We start from the raw sequence: 16,008 nt of genomic DNA, 5'->3' as shown, positions 1-16,008 counted from the left end.
GATTGCGATACCAGCGCGCTAGCGCCTCATTTTGCGTGTTCCGCGTGCCTTTTCCGGGAATACCGGCCGTAACGCGCCGCCACCCTCATCGCCATCGAAATCGCACCGGCTCCCTACACCTGCGCGTTGAGCAAGTCCTGCAAGGCACGCTTGAGCACCTTCAACTCGTCCGGCAAGGGCGCGCTCATGTCCCGCTTGATTTCGGCTTCCAGGCGGGCGCAATCGGCCGCAAGCGACGCCTGCCCGAACACCGCCAGTGCGCCGCGCATGGAATGAAGCTGTGCGAGTGTGCCCGCCACATCGCCCACCGCCTGAGCAGCCTCCATGGCCGACAGGCCGTCTGCAGTCGATTTCAGGAACGTGTCCCAGAGCGGCTTGGGTATGGCGCCGCCGCGGAACATCGCGTCGGCCGCACTCGTGACACTTGCGAGCTTCACACCCTTGGCCGCCGCGATCGACTCCATCAGATCGTTGAGCTGCTGCAGTGAAACCGGCTTGGTGATCACCTGATCCATGCCAGCCGCTGTGCAGCGCTGATGCTCTTCTTTTGTGGCGTGCGCGGTGACCGCGATAATCCGCAAGTCCGGTTTTAGTTTGCGCACGGCCTCGGCCAACTGATAGCCACTCATGCCGGGCATGTTCAGGTCGGTGAGCAGAACGTCCCAGTCATCATCGTCCACCAGGTTGAGCGCCTGGCGGCCGTTCGGCGCGGCCGCGACCTCGCAGCCGAGCGTCGTGAGTTGCTCGGTCAGCAGCATCCGGTTCGCCGCGTTGTCCTCGGCCACCAGCACCTTGAGACCGCGCGTGAGCGCCGACGTGTACGTGCGCGGCAGGCGGCTCACCGCCGCCAGCGACGTGGGCAAGGTTTCGCCCAGCAAGGTCGCGCGCATGCCGGCCGCCAGCCCGGTCAGACTCAGACACGACACGCTCACGATCTTTCCCGTGCGAACGGCAACGCCCGGACCATCCGGATAGCCATCGACGACGTAGCACGCACTCTCGACGAGGCGATTTTCGTCGTCGGGCCGCCATTGCTCGCGCGTGCCCCAGATCACCAGCGCGGCGGCCAATTCGAGGTCCGCCTCCGTGATGGCCGCCGGATGCCGGTACACGGTCACCTGCGCGCCCCACCGTTCGAGATGCCCAACTGCAAAGTCGCACCACTCCTGCGCCGAACTCAGAAACAGCACGCGCGCCCCGTCGGTTATGCGAGCGTCGCTGTGCACCGCGATGCCGTCGCCGAGCGGCAACTGCACCGTGAAGCGGCTGCCGGCGTGGAGCGTGCTCGACACACCGATGCGCCCATTCATGGCGCGAACGATCCGCTGGCACAACGCGAGCCCAAGCCCCGTGCCGCCAAAGCGCCGGTTGATCGAGACATCGAGCTGCGAAAATGCCTTGAAAAGCTGATCCCGTTGCTGCGGCGAAATGCCGATGCCGGTATCGACGACCGCGAGAACGAGCCGATGTTTGTCGACTGCCGCGGGCTCGACATTCGCGATCACGGTAATGGCGCCATGCTCGGTGAATTTGATCGCATTGCTTAACAGATTGTTGAGAACCTGAGCCACGCGCGTGGGGTCACCGCGCATCGTCTGCGAAGTTGCGACGCCGAGCCGCGCGTAGAGGCTGAGCCCCCGCGCGCTCGCGAGCGGCTCAAAAATCTCCAGCACACGCTCGATCACCTCGAGTACGTTGAACTCGATATGCTCAAGCGCCATCTCGCCGGCCTCGATCTTCGAGAAGTCGAGAATGTCACTGACCACGGCGAGCAGACCGTCCGATGCGGTCCGAACCGTCGTGAGACGGTCGCGCTGCACAGGCGTCAAGGGCGAGTTCGCGAGCAATTCGAGGTTACCCAGGATCGCATTGAGCGGCGTGCGAATTTCGTGGCTCATGGCGGCAAGAAACGCCGACTTGGCCTGATTTGCAGAGTCCGCCGCCACCATGGCCGCGTTGAGTTCGCGCTGCAGGCGGCGCCTCTCCGTTACGTCTATGAAGACCGCCACCAGCACGTCGATGCCATTGAAACGCGCCTGCGAGGCACTGCACGCAAGTTCGATCCGGCCGCCATTGTGCGTGGGAAAGATGAGGTCGTGACGCATCACGCCGGCCGGCGCGCTTGACGGATGATCGTGCTCGAACGTGTCGTAGCAGCCTAATAATGCATCGGCGAGCGCCTTCGACTCCCCCACGACATGCGACGCTATTTCCTGTATGTACGGGCTTTCCAGCAGCCACTCGCCGGTCTCGCGCGATACCAGCGCAAGGCCGACGGGAACCGTATGAACCACCGTGCGGCTCAGGTGCTCACTTTCGAATACGCGCGCGGCGTATTTGAGCAAGGGCGCGAAGATTCGACCGCGAAACACGAGCAGCAGCGTCCACACGACAGCGAGCATCACCGCCGTCGCCGCCGCAGCCGTGCCGACCTGGGGCGCGATCGCGGCCACGATATCGCGCCACGAAAACGCACTGAGGAGTGTCCAGTCCGTGCCGGGAATCGACTCTTTCATCACGAAATAGTCGTTGCCAAAGCTCACATCACTGCCGAAAAACAATGGGTGCCGCGCTTGCTGCCCAAAGGCCACTTGCGCGAGGCGATGGTCGTCGGCGCCAATCCCTGTGCTCGCGATAACCCGCCCGTCGGCGGCTACGAGCTGGTAGATGTCGTTCCCGCGATCGGTAAGCGGTCGCAGAAAGGTCTGCGGATCGTATTCGATCACGATCGCCGCGAAAGGCTGGCCCTGGCTCGCCGCCTGTGCCACGAGACGCAAGCGCTTCTGACCGGAAAGCGGGTCAGTGAACGGCGGCAGCCAGTGCACCGCGGGACGGAAGTCGCCCGGACTACGCTGGTCGTGCGCCGCAAGCTTCGCGAAGTCGATCCTCAGCGCGTCGATGAGTTCGCTCACGCGAGGCTGGGTATTCGATTTCATGACCGACGCCGGCATGATGATCAGTTCCTCATCCGGGGTGTAGACGTAGCCGGCGAACTCCATGTTGGTGGCGGACGTCGCCGACGCGTTACTCAACGCGAACTGACGCGCGAGCGAGAGATATTGGCGCACGACTGACGTGTTTTCGACGGCATGCTCCGACGCCGCAAAATACACACCGCCCCCCAGCCCCGGGCCTTCGATGAAGATCTGGTTGCCGTTGCGCCGAAACGCGTCATAGAGGGTGCGATCGGCTTGCGGCATGGTCGGCCAGGACAGCTCGAAAAAGCTGACGGTGCGACGCAGTGCCGTTTGGGCTGCGCGCGTCACTGTCACGACCTGGCCCCGGTGGTCCACGAGGGCCTGGCGTTGCTCCGCCGCATACTGGCGCAGCGCGTAGACGCACGTGACTGAAAACGTCAGGAACGCCACGAACGTGATCACGACGCCGCCGCCCAGCAGCAGCAAGTCCTGATAACGCCGCAGACGGCCCAATGGCGTGGACGGCATGCTCTTGTTCCCCATTCCCTCGTGGATCGACGGACGCGATTTTAAGCAGTTACGGAATAGCAAAGCCCATAAATCAGACATGTCCTATATGTTTTAATGATAATTAGGACACGTCCTAATCCACAACGGAATCGAGCCGCTTAAAGTCGCATGCGCATCACGACAGCGCGGCTACTGATCGCTCCGGGGGACAGAGCGAACCGATGGCCGCCGTGGGGTACTGATCTTCGTCGATTTCATGCCATCGACGTCCAGGCGTTTCAACATATCGAGAACGCCCGTAATCAAGCTGACCACAACACTCAGCTAACCACGACACGCTGAAACGTCTGAGTGCCAGCCCGTCTGATCGACGTCGGCGTACGCTGAACGCACATTCTCGTCGCTATCCGCGGCCGTCCCCCCATTCCGAAAGCCAGAACCCGCGAGATTTATCGGGAAATAACGAAATTAGAGAGGCCAGTTCGCTTATCGAATCGGCGCGAGTGGTGTCGCAACAAAATAAGCCCACCAGGCGGCGGATGCACCTGAAGGCAACAACCCCTCACACACCATCACAGACCGTACATCTTTCACTCAATAAATAGAACGCAAGGACCGGACGCCATTTGGCTTTCCGTTCCATTCATGCCCGGCACGGATACTGTCAATATATATTTTGCAGAAAGGCAATTTCCGTAGGTTAACTAACGTTAAATCCGGGTGCTTATCGTGATTTCGGCTGGGGCAACCGCTATACTTGTCTCAATATGATTATGCGGAATGCCCATAGAAGGACCTGTAATGCAAATCAACGTCGTACTTGCTGACGACCATCCCGCTCTCGTCGCTGGTGTGAAGTACGCGCTTGATTCCGTCAGCACGATCAAGGTTACCGGCACAGCGCAGAATTCGAGCGAGATCGTCGCGCTGCTCGAAACGGTTCCGTGCGATGTCCTCGTGACCGACTACGCGATGCCGAATGGCGCTTATGGTGACGGCATGGGCCTGTTCTCCTATCTGCGCCGGCGATACCCCGATCTGAAAATCGTCGTATTCACGACCGTCGACAACCCGGCCATCGTGCGGGAAGTCGCGCGGCTCGGCGTGCATTCGTACATCAACAAGTCCGATGACCTCGACCGGCTGATCTCCGCGATTCACGCCGTCTATGCGCACGCGCTCTATTTCCCGAATGAAGGTATTCGTCAGAACCTGCCGGTAAAGCCGTCGAGCGGCGCCACCGGCGAACGCACAGAACTGTCGAAGCGCGAAGTCGAAGTGATCAGGCTGTACGTCTCCGGCATGTCGATCGGCGAAATTGCGAAGAAGCTCAATCGCAGCAAGCAGACCATCAGTTCCCAAAAGGTCACTGCCATGCGCAAGCTCGGCATCGAGCGTGATGCTGAACTGTTTCGCTATGCGTGGGAAACGGGACTCGGCGGAACAGGAAGCGCCCCGGCTTCAGATGAACACGCGACCGGCGACGTGAGCTGATAATTTTCCCAATTGCCTGCTCTCGTCGTCACACCTGGTTTTCATAGCACTGGCGATCGAATCACCGGTTGTTTCCAATGCCCAGGACGTGTCCTGCGAATCCGCTTTCGATCACTCGCCGTATTTTTACGTGCGGGTCTACGGTGGCGGAGCGATCTTTATCAGCCGTGCGCATGACGAATTAACACGAGCCGCTTGCAGCACGCGACATCTTCATGTTCACGCCCGTCCTCAGATCGATGCACGGGGAGGCTCGCCCCTTGCGGGCTCAGACCCGGGCACGCGCTTTTTTCTGCCTATTGCAGCGCCAGTTCCGCCCGCTCTACTCGAACCTTTTCGTCGTATCCGCAAATCTGGGCGCGACCATTTTGTTTCGCACGATACATCCGCTGATCGGCGATCTCGAGCAGTGACTTCCAGTCGCTGGCCTTGTCGACCGTTAGCTCGGCCACGCCAATGCTGGCCGTTACCGGAGTGTTGCGGGGCGTCACGCCAAAACCGGTCTTGAGCAGTCGCACCAGCGCTGCTTGCGCATGCGCCACGCTGGTGTCGGGCATGATCACCAGAAATTCCTCACCGCCCCAGCGTACCAGCACATCACTACGACGCAGATGGCGGGAAACGATACTGGCCATGTTGACGAGGACCGTGTCACCCGCTTCGTGACCGTACTGATCGTTAATGCTCTTGAAATGATCGAGATCGAGGAACGCGACAGAGAGCTTTGCGCCGCTGCGAGAGGCGATGCTGAACTGCAGCTCCAGCACTTCCTCGCCGCCGCTGCGCGAAAAAACGCCCGTTAGTGCATCCCGAACTGCCTGTCGTACCAGCCCGATCATGAACCCCAACTGGCTCATGCCTGCCAGAACCGACACGCCGGAGATCAGCACGAGCAACCAGAATTCGCCTGCGACCGATGGCCAGTCCATGCCGGTCCAGCGAAACAAGCCGGCGATAAGCTGCGCAATCAGGATTGGTGCAGAAAAGCAGATGGTTTCGATCATTGTCAGGGGAAAGATGGACAGCCCTGCCAGCAGAACAAAAGGCAGGAATGCATAACCGACACTGATCGCCGCTGACAATCCCGTGAGCTGGTAATGGCCGAGAAGCAGATAGGAGGCGACAAAAAAAACCGTTGGAATCGCAAATAACTGCGCCATCGCCCGATAAGCGCCGAAAAGGTTGCCGTCGTTGGGGCTGTACAGCAACAAGCTCGCGAATGCCGCGCTGGAAACCAGTCGAATCAACGCCAGGTTGAACCAGAGATCGAATGGAAAGACGATCAGGTCGACACCGCTCCAAACTGCCGTGAGCACGGCAAACAGAAACGCAAGCAAACGAACGCGATTGACGATCGTGCTTGCTCGTCGCCGCGTCAGGAAACCCAGATGACGATAAGGCGATACCAACCAGTTGTATTCGGTATATTCCAGCTCACCCGGAATGAGGTCGGTCAGTCGTACCATACGATTTATTAAATGCTGTAGATGGCTTTCGTTAAAGAGCTTGCGGTTTCGTGCTGTTGTCCGATGCTGCAATCACGGCATCGACTATCCCAAAAAAGCGCGACACTCCTGCGCTGGAGCCGACGGCTCCCACATCCCACGCAAGCTCTCGTCCCTGCACCGCGATTGACAATCCGTATTAAACGGCCCCGAACATGATCGATTCGATCAACCGCTGCCGTGCCTGGCGGTAATCCGCACTGCACAGCCCATGTTGCACCGTGGCCGCGATAAAGTCCTTTTCCAGCGTCGAATCGGCAAAATCGCAGCTCCGAACGGACTCCGTTTCGACAAAGAACGCCGTCAACAGACAAGCCTGGCAACGCGAATCCTGGGTGGCAGGCGACGCGCATGCGGGAACTTGTGCATCGGCGGCAGCCTTGACGATGTCCACCAGCCGGTCAAAAGCAGGCTGGTCTTCGGAAATCAGATGCAAGCGCTCCTCCTGGATCAACAGGCGGGCCAGTTTTGCCAAAGGACCATTCGCATTCAGCGTGGCTGGCAAGCCCGGCTGGTGACCCATCCACGCAACGATCTGATGCGCCGGCATGGGGCGAGCGATTCCATAACCTTGAGCGGCATCGGCACCGAGAATCGCAATGGCTTCCAGCAGTTCCGTGCCCTCGACCCCTTCGACGATCACGCGTTTATCCAGCGAATGACCCAGGCGAGTCAACTGATAGATAAAACGCAATACGTCGAGCGCATCCGGGCCGTGCAAACTCACAATGCTCCGGTCGATCTTGATCCAGTCGAACGGCAACTCGCGCAAGCGGTGCAGGCTGCTGTGCCCTGAACCCAGATCGTCTTCGGCCAGGTTGATGCCCAGTGCCTTGAATTTCGCCAATTCTTTCGATCCGTCCACGCCGGACAGAAGCGCATCTGTTTCCAGCATTTCCAGCGTCAACGTGCCTGGATCGCACGCAAATTGACTCATGGCCTGCTGCGTGGCTTCGAAATAGCGGCTATCGCTCAATGCACTGGGCGGCAGATTGACGGACACCCCAAGGTCGATTCCGCTTTGCAGCCAGAGTTGCCGGTGCGACAGTGCCTGTCCAAGCCCCCGCACATACAGTTCGAAAAAATCATCCGAGGAGAACGCCGGAAAAAATTCGGCGGGTGTCAAAAGCCGATCGCCGTCCTTCAGGCGGGCAAGTGCTTCGACTTTGGTGACCCGACCTGTTTTGAGGTCCAGCAGCGGCTGATAATGCATTTGCAGCGCGTCCGATCTGAGCAACGTCGCCCAGTTTTTCCGTGTCGCTAATGGCACGGTCCGGCTTCCCCCTTCCTGATTTTCAAATCGCGCAACGGCGAACGCCAAAAGCGTCTGCAAAAGTTCGATAAAGGCTCGCTGTTCAGCGCCTGCATATCCGCCTGGAAATGCGCTGTATAAAGTCAGAACGGCCATCGGTGCGCAGCCCGGCTGACTCAGCGGAATCGCAACGACGGAGCGAAGGCCTTCACTCAATACGACGTCCTTCCAAAGCGCTCCTAGCGGGTCCGTCCGAAAATTGAGGAGGTGTTCCGGCTTCCCGCTGCGCCACGCCCGGCCAATCGCACCTTGACTGCGCGGACCATCGCCCGTAGTCGTGATGTGCAGTTCTTCGGAACGCTCGAGATCGGCGAGAAATTTCGCGATATTCTTCGAGGCGGCCTCGAACCGGAATACGCCCCGGCTGTCCGGCCGCCCCACCGAGCAGGCGGCCACTTCATCGTGCGCACTGAGAATATCGACGACGTTTCCGATCAGGTCGGTATAGCTGTCTATTTCCCACGCGAGTCTGGTGATGCGCACCAACACATTCTGGCGCGCGTTCTGGAGGTTTTGCGATGCCTCTGCCTGCCAGGCCAGGTCGCGGGTGAGCCTGCGCGCGAACACCCTCACTGCTTCCCCGTGCGCGGTCGCATCAACGTATCGGTGAAGGGCCTCGAACAATATTTCGCGAATACGGATCAGGTCTTCCGGGTCTATCCCCATCGCGGCATGGATGCGGCCGGCCCGCAGCGCCATCGCCCGGTGTGCCTCCGCGGTCAGATCCGGCGCGACAAGGGCGCTCAGATACTCGGTCTGTCGCGACTTGAGACGCTCGATTTCCGGCGCCGAGAGCGCATCTACGATGTGCTTCGATCCCGGCAACCGGACCAGCTGTTCGTAAAAGCTGCTCTCGATGTCAGCAGCGTGATGCCGCATCGCCTTGCTTAAAGAGGCGAGCGTCGCTGCCCACATCGGGCCGTAAAGCTGCGCCGCTTCATGCGGCGCGTCACCGCCGTGAACGGAAGGAAAAACGTGGTTCAGCATCGCCGCGCTTCCTCCCGAATCAGACCCATGTTCACGTTCGCGCGCAGGAAAAACCGCGATGCAAGACCGCTTCGGTCTCGCTCGACGAAAGTGACAAATTTCTGGAAGAGGTGCACGTCGCCCGGAGCATCGAAGTGACCGACGTTATCCCCATTCGTCGCCGGTTCTATCGAGGGCATCGCCACCAGAGGCAAGAAGAGCTTTTGCGCAAACGACAGCTTCATGGTTCTTTTAGTAATTGGCTCGGAAACGCGGCGCACTTGAGTGACCATCTCGTGCAGCCGCAATCTCGCGAACTCCAGCCTGAAACCGGCGAAGTGGCAGCACCATTTGACGCTTCAGCAGCCGGAAATTCATGCTGCTGACATATGCGTAAGATAACACTCGCCTTCGCATTTCTTGAACGGCAAATATTCCATGCGACAATCGATCGCATAATTTCTCAGCTTGTCGCATACACCCTCAGTTCTTGCCGCTAATCAAGAAAATGTGCCGGCAAACGTTTTCAGTGGCGAAATTTCGCTGATCGTCAAGGCCCAGCTGGAGGTCGCAGCGCGGCGCCCCGGATTCAGCAATCCTCACGCTACGTTTCACCCGGCGCGCGCTTGCGATGTTCGCCCAGACCGCTATCACGCCTGTGCTGCGTCCGCCAGGACGGCTGTGTCTGTAGCGTCCGTCGCGTTCAACATGTCGGCATAGGTCTTCATGACGTCGCGCCAGCTTACGATCCCCACCGGCCTGAATTCGCTGTCGACAATCGGAATACACGAGACCTTATGGTCGAGAAACAACTGGACCGCCTCGGCGAGCCCAGCGTCCGGCCGCAGTGTTTTCGGTGCACGGCTCATGATCTGATGCACACGTTTGCTGAGCGTACTTTTATCCCGATGTGTTTCCACCACGCTGTCGACGAACGGGCTCAACGCGCGCAACAGATCGCGATCGGACACAACGCCTTGCAGTTCTCTGCCCTCGACGACGAGCAAGTGATGAATCCCGGTTTCCTCGAAGATCTCCCTGACGGTTCCCAGCGTGTCATCGAAGCCAACTGTCACAATTCGCTTCGTCATGAGGTCTTCTACTTTCATCGCACTGCTCCTTCTAATTCCGCGTCGTTATTGCAGGGCAGATCGTTCGACGTGTCGCTGCGCAGCGTCTGCCAGATGTTTCAGCAAAGGCTTTACCCCGCGTGCCCTCGCCAGACAATCAATCTTGAATAGTTGTTCATGAGCGCGTGAACGAACGACGCGAGAGTAACAGCCGCTACCGTCGCCTTTCCCGGACGCAGACTTCTATTTTCGCGAACGAGCGTTTCAATTCCGGCCCCACTTTATCTATTCCGCCAGGACTTCCCGATATATCTCAGAGTGTCCGAGATGCTATATCGGCCATATGGCGCAATTCTTGACCCGTTTGTTTTTGTCTGACAAATGAATCCGATCCACGCAGATAAATTTCCTGCTTCTTTTTGAACGCCTCCCGATTGAGCCGCCAATGTCGTTCGCCACTCCATCTCATCCGGCTTTTGGTTGTCAAAGATTTACCGATCGTTGCTATTGACGCGAAATAACTGGGGACAGAAGTACGCCTGCTCTGGCACGTGACTATATCGGCACGAGGAACGCCGATCGGGCAGAAATTCCACCGTGCAGTTCGGTGCGTGGCACACGCCAAATGCAGCGGAGTTGGTGACACGTACAGTCAGGCAGGCAGGGACTCGTATATTGCGTTCGCCCCAGATGGCTCCGAGAACATGGACGCTCGGTAAGCGCGGTTCGCGATCCACCCGATACACTCCGCACCGCTATCGCTCATCCAATACTTCGCATTGCAGATCATTTCAAAAAAAGCGAGGCACTCGAGGTCGCGCACGGCTAACTGCCAAGGGGTCAACGCGGCACGTTTCGCGAACGAACCGTGTCTTCGCATGAAATTCGATTCGCTCCGTAACGTTTTGGTGAACTGCGGTGCCGTACTGGAGTGTCTGAGAGCGATTGCTCGCTCCGAGCCATGCGATGGAATTCCGGACGGAACTAGTCAGACGCGATGAGCAATATCCACCCGGCCCAGAAGCTGCGACGCCCCGCCGGATCCGAAGTGCCAGAATACGATGCCCACAAGCGTCGCGAAGAAAGAATCACGCTTAGCAGATTAGAGCAACGAATAAAACGGGGGAGCGAACCACTCGATTTATTCCGCTCTGCACAATGAATTTCACACGCCACCGGTATCGTTTGTACGGATTTACCGTTTGGAAACAAGTGATACTGTTGTGGCCACACCATTAATAGCTGCAATGTAGCGGGCAGATTTCTATCAACGATCGTAACGAATCGGAGATGCATCATGTCCAGTAACAGCGTGTGGCAAAACCTGTATCGCGTCGTCGCGACGGGTACAGCAGCTGCAGGATTGGGTCTCGCGGCCAGCGCCTGGGCGGCAGGAGACCCGATCAAGATCGGTGTAATCAGCGAGGAGTCGGCGGTCGCGGGCGCCTCGATCAGCAAGGCGGCGCAGCTCGCCGCGAACGAGATCAACGCCAGCGGCGGCGTCAACGGCCGCCCCATCCAGATCATCGCTTACGACGACCACTCGTCCGCCTCGGACGGCGTGCGCGCATTCCAGCGCGCCGCAACCCAGGATAAGGTCGTTGCCGTGATCGGCAGCTATATCAGCGAAGTGGCGCTTGCGATGGAGCCGTGGTCCGCCCGGCTGAAGATGCCCTTCATTACGCCCGGCGCGGCGAGCAACAACATTTCGAAGTACGTCCACGACGACTACGACCATTACAAGTACACCTTCCATGGCTGGATGACATCGGCGTTCATTGCGCAGTCGATCTGCGACTTTTCGCACGACATTCTTGTCGACCAGCTGAAGATGAAAACGACGGTCGTCATGAGCGAGGACGCCGCATGGACCAAGCCGCTCGACGAACGCTATCTGGAATGCCTGCCCAAAGCCGGTCTTCAGGTGCTCGGCCATATCCGCTTCAATCCGGATACGACTGACTTTACCCCGATCTTCAATGAAATCGAGGCAAAGCATCCCGACACGATCACCACGGGCATCAGCCATGTCGGCGTGCAACCGACCGTGCAATGGCACGAACAGCAGGTACCGATTCCGATGACCGGCCAAAGTTCGCAGGCTACGACGACGAGCTTCTGGAAGGACACCAACGGCGCAACGGAAGGCGTGGTCACGGCGTCGGCCGCGGCACCCGGCGTAGCGATGACGCCGAGGACCGTACCGTTCACCGAGGCGTATCAGAAGAAGTTCGGCGTATCGCCGGCGTATTGCGGCTTTACGAGCTACGACCTTGTCTACATCCTCGCCGACGCGATCAAGCGGAACGAGGGCTCCACCGATCCGGACAAAATGGTGGACGCACTCGAGAAGACGGACTATGTCGGCACCATCGGCCGCTGGCAGTTCTACGGCAAGAACGACCAGTTCACGCATGCGCTGAAGTACGGGCCTGGCTATATCACCGGTATCAACCTTCAATGGCAGGACGGCAAGCAGGTCGCGCTTTGGCCCAAGTCTGTCGCCAACGGCAAGATCAGGTTCCCGGCCTTCATCAAGGTGCAGCAGGCAAGCGCGAACTAGCCGCCTGACCTTGCTTGAAACTGTCTGTCCCTACGCGTGGCGACGGGGCAGACAGCACATACATCGAACGCACGACACCCCAACCCACACGAAAGGCCGGGCATGCTGCCACTGCAGATACTCGTCGACGGCTTCGCAATCAGTTCTCTCTACGCGCTGGGCGCCATCGGCTTTACGCTGATATTCGGCGTGTCCGGCATACTGAACCTCGCGCACGGCGGCGTGATGCTCGTAGCCGCCATGATCGGCTGGATGCTCGCGGGCGAAGCCGGTCTCGGCACATACCTCGGCACCCTGCTCGGTGTGGTCGCCGGCATGGTGACGGCTTACATCACCTATCTGATGGTCGTGCGGCCTATCCAGCGTTCAGCCGCCATTCCCGGCGAAGAAAAGGAAATCTTCGTGCTCACCGGCACGCTGCTATGGGGCATCATGATCCAGCAAGGCATGGCGTGGCTCTTCACCGATAACCCGGTAACGATCCGCCCGCTCATCAGCGGCGTTGTGACCATCTGGAGCGTACGCGTGCCGATCAACGAAATCATGATCGCCGTGGTGTGCTGGGCCGTGATCGGTCTGTTATGGCTATTCGTGAACCGTACGCGGTCCGGAAAGGCGCTCCTTGCGGCGTCGATGAATCCGCGTGGCCTGACGTTGCTCGGATTCGAACTCTCGCGGATCTATCTGCTCGCGTGGAGTATTTATGGCGTACTGGCGGGCATCGCCGGCGTGCTGCTCGCTTCTTTTCTCGGTGTGAGCACGAACAACACCGGTCAGCTCACGGCGAGCGCGTTCTCGATCGTAGTGCTGGGCGGACTGGGCAGCGTATCCGGATCGCTGATGGCCGCGTATGTCGTCGGATATCTGGAGACCATCACCGCCTATCTTATTGCGCCGACCTTGCGGCCGCTGCCCGCGTTGCTGTTACTGGTGCTCGTCGTGTATATGCGGCCTCAAGGCTTTCTTGGACGGCGTTAGCGGAGCGAATCATCATGACCGGTGTTCTTCGTTCGCGTGCGGTATGGGTTGCCGTCGTGCTCGCCGCAGCGGCCGCGATGTTGCCGTGGTGGTTGTCCGGCTACATTCTCGGCGTGCTGACGGTCGCTTTTTATTTCGGCGTATTCGCCATGTCGTGGGACCTGCTGTTCGGCTTTGCCGGTGAGGTCAACTTCGGACCCACCTTTCTGATCGGCCTCGGCGCGTATTCAGCGGCGATACTCGATGCAAGGTGGAACTTGCCCCTGCCTGTCTGCGTCGTAGCAGGCGGCCTCGTCGCGTTGATTGGCGGACTGCTGCTCGCCGTGCCGGCGCTGCGGCTGCGTGGTCCGTACTTCGGACTTGTCACGTTAGTCGCCGTGCTGCTGCTTCAGAATGCAGTCGTGATTTTCGCGGGCGTGACAGGCGGGGAAATCGGCATGATGGTGCCGGATGTCATGTCGATCGATGCAATACAGAACTACTGGATCGCTCTCGCTTTTCTGATTGTTTGCGCGATCCTGCTCTTCGGTCTGTCGCGGTCGGCAATCGGCCTCATCTTGCAGGCAAGCGGGCAGGACGCAATCGGCGCACAGGCGCTCGGGTTCAACGTAACGCGCCACAAGCTCGTGGCGTTCTGCGTCAGTGCCGTTTTCTCGGGCGTTGCGGGCGCGATGCTGGTGTTCTATCAAGGCACGGCATCCGTGAGCACAGTGATCGATCTAAGCGTCGGTGTGCAGATCATCATCGCTGCCGTGCTTGGCGGACGCCGCACCATTCTCGGTGCGGTACTCGGATCCATTTTCCTGATCGTCGCCGGCGAGTTTTTGCGTCCGCTCGGCCAGCTCAACACGTTCGTCGTCGCGGCGATCGCGCTCGCGGTCATCCTGTTTTTTCCGGACGGACTGCTCGGCAATCTGCTGCGTGCGAGGGAAGATCAATGAACGACACGCCGCTTCTGTCCGTACGCGGGCTGGTCAAGCGCTTTGGTGGTCTCGTCGCGGTCAAGGACATTGGCTTCGACATTGCACCCGGCGAAATTCTCGGCCTGATTGGCCCAAACGGGTCCGGCAAGTCAACCGTGATGAAATTGATCATGGGCATCGAACGGCCCAATGCGGGGTCGATCAAGATCGATGGCGTCGACATGGCAGGCTGGGCACCACACCGGATCGCACGCGCGGGTGTGGGCATCGTGTTCCAGCATTCGCGCCCGCTCCATCGACAGACCGTGCTTGAGCACATCAAGCTCGCGCTACTTCCGGACTCGCTCGTCAAACTCGCCGCCGATCAGCACGTGCACCAGCGTGCGCGCGAAATCGCCGCGCGTGTCGGCCTGAGCAACGTCATGAATCGGCATCCCGCGACGCTGCCTTTTGCGGACCTGCGGCGTATGGAAATGGCGAAAGCGATCGCGCGCGACCCAAAGATCGTACTCGTCGACGAACCCTTTGCCGGGCTGACCGTAGCAGAATCGGAGGCATTTTCCGAGCTGATTCGTGGCTTTCGGGCGGAGGGTTGCGCGGTCCTGCTGGTCGATCACAACGTCAAGAGTCTTGCGGCGCTCGCCGACCGTGTGCTCGCGATGTACCTCGGCGAACACATCGCCGAAGGCACGGCCGAAGAGGTGATGCAAAACGAGACCGTACGCCGCGTCTATCTGGGCGGCAAGCTGGAATTGCGCGAACGTACTGGCGGGAGCGCGAACGCGAAGCCGGACATCCTCGATGTCTCCGACGTGCGCGTACTGTATGACAAGGCATGCGCGCTCGACGGCGTCAGTCTACATGTGCGCGAGGGCGAGTTCGTATCCGTCGTCGGGCTGAACGGAGCGGGCAAGACGACGCTCTTCAACGCCCTTTCAGGTCTCGTGCCGTACAAGGGAACAATTCGCTTTGAGGGACGCGATCTGCGTGGCACGAGCGGCGCGGCCATCGCGCGCGCGGGCCTCGTGCAATGCCCTGAAACGCGCGAGCTCTTCGGCGACATGTCGGTCCGCGAAAATCTTGAGCTTGGCGGATATCATCTTCCCGACAAGCTACGTGCGAAGCAGCTCGCATGGCTGTTCGATCTTTTCCCCGTACTCGACTCCCGCCAGAGCCAAACGGCGCGAACACTGTCCGGCGGCGAACAGCAGATGCTGGCGATCGCACGCGCGTTGATGACCCAGCCGAAGCTCCTGATTCTCGACGAGCCGACGCTCGGGCTCGCGCCCATCATCCTCGAACAACTATCGAAAGCATTGGAGTCGTTGCAGAAGTCGACGCCAATTACCGTGCTGTTAGGCGAGCAGAATGTGCGGTTCGCCCTGCCCCACGCGGATCGTGTCTACGTGCTGGAACATGCGCGCATCATCTGGGAAGGCAGCGCGGCGCGCTTCGAAGTGGAGATGGGGCGTGGCTTTCTGGAGGCGGTGCCGCCGGACAACCCACACGCGACGGCACACAGTGCAAAAAATCCTGAAGATCGGCAGCGACACGCAAGTCTTTAGCGCGTTCTGAACTGCAAGACAGCGGGCGTTCGTACCAAAGCTGCGTCGGCCTCGCCGTCTTCATTCCGATGCAGGAATGCGGGACGCAAAGCTGTTCACCCTACGCTGATATGCCGTTGCGCTCAACGCATCACCCGCAATCTGGCGACAACGTAATTACATCACGGATGATCGAATCGCCTGAAGGCAGACCGCGCCGGACTC

At 59.5% G+C, this 16,008-nt stretch carries 10 protein-coding genes; 5 read left to right on the top strand and 5 right to left on the bottom strand.

Annotation, left to right across the window (positions count from 1 at the left end):
• Positions 1 to 113: 113 nt before the first annotated feature.
• Positions 114 to 3,446, bottom strand: a complete 3,333-nt coding sequence (locus L0U80_RS19055) for a response regulator (RefSeq protein ID WP_233868430.1) — start codon at positions 3,444 to 3,446, stop codon at positions 114 to 116.
• A gap of 783 nt (positions 3,447 to 4,229) precedes the next feature.
• On the opposite strand from L0U80_RS19055, the gene L0U80_RS19050 reads away from it, so the two are divergent.
• A complete protein-coding gene (locus tag L0U80_RS19050) occupies positions 4,230 to 4,922 on the top strand; it encodes a response regulator (RefSeq protein ID WP_233868428.1) in 693 nt (230 codons plus the stop codon).
• A gap of 296 nt (positions 4,923 to 5,218) precedes the next feature.
• Here L0U80_RS19050 and L0U80_RS19045 read toward each other — a convergent pair whose 3' ends face one another.
• The 4 genes from L0U80_RS19045 to L0U80_RS19030 form a co-directional block, all read right to left on the bottom strand.
• Positions 5,219 to 6,388 carry a GGDEF domain-containing protein gene (locus L0U80_RS19045; RefSeq protein ID WP_233868426.1) on the bottom strand — a complete coding sequence of 390 codons (1,170 nt, stop codon included), beginning with the start codon at positions 6,386 to 6,388 and terminating at the stop codon, positions 5,219 to 5,221.
• A 178-nt stretch (positions 6,389 to 6,566) separates the two neighbouring features.
• Entirely contained in the window at positions 6,567 to 8,726 is a 2,160-nt protein-coding gene (locus L0U80_RS19040; RefSeq protein ID WP_233868424.1) for an EAL domain-containing protein, read from the bottom strand.
• Complete coding sequence (locus tag L0U80_RS19035) at positions 8,720 to 9,013, bottom strand: hypothetical protein (protein ID WP_233868423.1); 294 nt, start codon at positions 9,011 to 9,013, stop codon at positions 8,720 to 8,722. Before L0U80_RS19035 ends, L0U80_RS19040 begins: the two co-directional genes overlap by 7 nt.
• A gap of 342 nt (positions 9,014 to 9,355) precedes the next feature.
• The gene (locus L0U80_RS19030) at positions 9,356 to 9,814 is read right to left on the bottom strand and encodes a CBS domain-containing protein (protein ID WP_233868420.1); all 459 of its coding nucleotides are present in this window, start codon (positions 9,812 to 9,814) and stop codon (positions 9,356 to 9,358) included.
• Positions 9,815 to 11,072: 1,258 nt separating this feature from the next.
• On the opposite strand from L0U80_RS19030, the gene L0U80_RS19025 reads away from it, so the two are divergent.
• The 4 genes from L0U80_RS19025 (at position 11,073) to L0U80_RS19010 (ending at position 15,804) form a co-directional block, all read left to right on the top strand.
• Positions 11,073 to 12,338, top strand: a complete 1,266-nt coding sequence (locus L0U80_RS19025; RefSeq protein ID WP_233868417.1) for an ABC transporter substrate-binding protein — start codon at positions 11,073 to 11,075, stop codon at positions 12,336 to 12,338.
• Between the two features lie 102 nt (positions 12,339 to 12,440).
• Positions 12,441 to 13,316: a branched-chain amino acid ABC transporter permease gene (locus L0U80_RS19020; RefSeq protein WP_233868414.1), complete on the top strand. Its 876-nt coding sequence runs from the start codon at positions 12,441 to 12,443 to the stop codon at positions 13,314 to 13,316.
• A 14-nt stretch (positions 13,317 to 13,330) separates the two neighbouring features.
• Positions 13,331 to 14,257 (top strand): branched-chain amino acid ABC transporter permease, encoded by a 927-nt coding sequence (locus L0U80_RS19015; protein ID WP_233868411.1) that lies wholly within the window; start codon positions 13,331 to 13,333, stop codon positions 14,255 to 14,257.
• Positions 14,254 to 15,804, top strand: coding sequence for an ATP-binding cassette domain-containing protein (locus tag L0U80_RS19010; RefSeq protein ID WP_233868408.1), 1,551 nt, complete (start codon positions 14,254 to 14,256; stop codon positions 15,802 to 15,804). The genes L0U80_RS19015 and L0U80_RS19010 overlap by 4 nt, the downstream gene beginning before the upstream one ends.
• Positions 15,805 to 16,008: the final 204 nt, after the last annotated feature.

This window comes from Paraburkholderia adhaesiva (genome assembly GCF_021390575.1).
GTDB classification, from domain to species: Bacteria; Pseudomonadota; Gammaproteobacteria; order Burkholderiales; family Burkholderiaceae; genus Paraburkholderia; species Paraburkholderia adhaesiva.
The sequence above is the reverse complement of the archived record's forward strand: the minus strand, read 5'-3'. Positions and strand labels throughout refer to the sequence as shown.

Bases quoted from the DNA above. Each gene is read 5' to 3' on its own strand.
- L0U80_RS19015 (WP_233868411.1), top strand. From the start codon at position 13,331: ATGACCGGTGTTCTTCGTTCGCGTGCGGTATGGGTTGCCGTCGTGCTC.
- L0U80_RS19030 (WP_233868420.1), bottom strand. From the start codon at position 9,814: ATGAAAGTAGAAGACCTCATGACGAAGCGAATTGTGACAGTTGGCTTC.
- L0U80_RS19050 (WP_233868428.1), top strand. From the start codon at position 4,230: ATGCAAATCAACGTCGTACTTGCTGACGACCATCCCGCTCTCGTCGCT.
- L0U80_RS19010 (WP_233868408.1), top strand. From the start codon at position 14,254: ATGAACGACACGCCGCTTCTGTCCGTACGCGGGCTGGTCAAGCGCTTT.
- L0U80_RS19055 (WP_233868430.1), bottom strand. From the start codon at position 3,446: ATGCCGTCCACGCCATTGGGCCGTCTGCGGCGTTATCAGGACTTGCTG.
- L0U80_RS19020 (WP_233868414.1), top strand. From the start codon at position 12,441: ATGCTGCCACTGCAGATACTCGTCGACGGCTTCGCAATCAGTTCTCTC.
- L0U80_RS19040 (WP_233868424.1), bottom strand. From the start codon at position 8,726: ATGCTGAACCACGTTTTTCCTTCCGTTCACGGCGGTGACGCGCCGCAT.
- L0U80_RS19025 (WP_233868417.1), top strand. From the start codon at position 11,073: ATGTCCAGTAACAGCGTGTGGCAAAACCTGTATCGCGTCGTCGCGACG.
- L0U80_RS19045 (WP_233868426.1), bottom strand. From the start codon at position 6,388: ATGGTACGACTGACCGACCTCATTCCGGGTGAGCTGGAATATACCGAA.